The sequence below is a fragment of the Streptomyces sp. NPDC007346 genome (assembly GCF_040703535.1).
Classification (GTDB): domain Bacteria; phylum Actinomycetota; class Actinomycetes; order Streptomycetales; family Streptomycetaceae; genus Streptomyces.
Genome location: NZ_JBEYKR010000292.1, coordinates 1 through 1,635 on the forward strand (window position 1 = coordinate 1; position 1,635 = coordinate 1,635).

At 66.1% G+C, this 1,635-nt stretch carries 2 protein-coding genes; both read left to right on the forward strand.

Going from position 1 to position 1,635, the window contains the following annotated elements:
* Positions 1 to 75 precede the first annotated feature (75 nt).
* A complete protein-coding gene (locus tag AB0917_RS34130) occupies positions 76 to 213 on the forward strand; it encodes a hypothetical protein (RefSeq protein WP_366823581.1) in 138 nt (45 codons plus the stop codon).
* Between the two features lie 836 nt (positions 214 to 1,049).
* Positions 1,050 to 1,523, forward strand: a complete 474-nt coding sequence (locus tag AB0917_RS34135) for a hypothetical protein (RefSeq protein ID WP_366823582.1) — start codon at positions 1,050 to 1,052, stop codon at positions 1,521 to 1,523.
* The last annotated feature ends 112 nt before the right edge of the window (positions 1,524 to 1,635 follow it).

Here is a 1,635-nt window from a genome sequence, read left to right on the forward strand (position 1 = left end):
CGCGAGCCGATCATTTCGCGTTGCAGCTCGCTGACGGTCGTACGCTCTCCGCGCGAGCGCCGCGAAGGAGACTGGTTGACCTCCCTTGGGTCCCTGGCTGCAGTCCAGCTCTACACCACCAACGCCACCCCCCTGATCGAGGGCAAGGGCCACTCGCCGCTGTACCGGCACGCCCACGGCAGCGCGGCGGTAGTGCCCGGAGACGACTCCTGACCGTCGCCGATCTCATGGCGTGCACCGACTCCGACTGGTGCAGCAAGGGTGGCGGCTACGTCCTCCGTAGAATTACCGAATCCCAGTTCTCCAGAGTTACCGAATCCCAGCTCTCCTACTACCGTGCGGCTCACTGCCTGCACGACATCAAAAAGCGGCTTGAGAGCCAGACCGGAATATCTGACTCAGACCCCTCTGCGGCGATCGTCCGCCTGGGCGAACCGGCGACCTGGCAGCCGGTCGATGAAGCAGAGTGATGCAGCAGCGATTCCTGGCGATGGCAGGAAGCCGTCCGCGACTCACGTGAATGGCCGCCAGGTCTCATGCGGTGACAAGGCTCTCGTTGAGTCGGCCACTTGACCTGTGGGCGACCCTTGGAGGCGCGTGTTACAGACATTCCGTGGGGACCGTTTGGGGAGCAGACGGTACCCGCGCACCTGAACCGTCCGCACACTGTGCGCCCATATTTCCGGCCGTATGCGGCCAGGTGCCGCGAGTGACGATGGGTCGGCTAGTGGGTCAAGCCGTCGGCGATTCCGCGTTCCGCGAGCGGCTCACAAAGCGCCGCGCGGCGCCAGGCGTCTGGGGTGTCCGTAGGTGAGCTCCTTACCCTCACCGCTCACCGAGGATCAGGACGTACGAGTGGCGGCTGGCGCGACCCGGGAGCACCAGCGGGCCCTTCTCTCTGGTGACGACGGCTCGTTGCTGACTCCTCGGATGCTGAACCTGGCTCTTTCCTTACGTTTACAGTCGGTGGCGGCGCCGCAATTGAGCGGTGCTTCCCCCGGCTTGCGAGGTGCTTGATGGGTAGGTTGCTGGATTCATGCGATACGACGGTGTCGGCGAGCTATCGGCTGTTCGGGCTGGTCGACACGGCCATGGGGGCTGAAACGTTCGATGCCGGTGTGGACAGATCGAAGTGGCTGCTTCCAGGGCCAGGGCTGGTGTATCTGCAGGTGCCCTCGGAGGTGGGCACGACGGTGATACGTCTTGAGTCGTGGACCAGTGCACCAGCACAGCCCCCCGGTCAGTGGGCGGGGCTGGAGGAGGTCGAGGTGGACCTTCCCGAGGGGGAGCTTCAGCTGCAAACCCTCGACTCCGGGGTGCTGGAGGTTCTTCCGCTGGTGTTGCCGTCGTCGGGCAGGTACCGGATGCGGTGGCAGTGGGTGTTCAACCCGGACGGAGGGCCTTTCACCTCTCCTCTGGAGGGCTCTTCCGATGTGCTGGCCACGCCTGGTGGTCATGAAGCCGCTCTGGGCGGGGAGGACCAGTTCTGCTTGGTGCAGATCTGGCGGACCGCCACCTGCTGAACCGTGTCCCGGGGGCCGCAGGGGGGGCCCCCCCGCGGGGGGGGGCCCCGCGTGTGTGGTACCGGGGGTTCACAGGGGGGGTGGGGGTGACCCCGGGGGTGGGGGTAGGGGT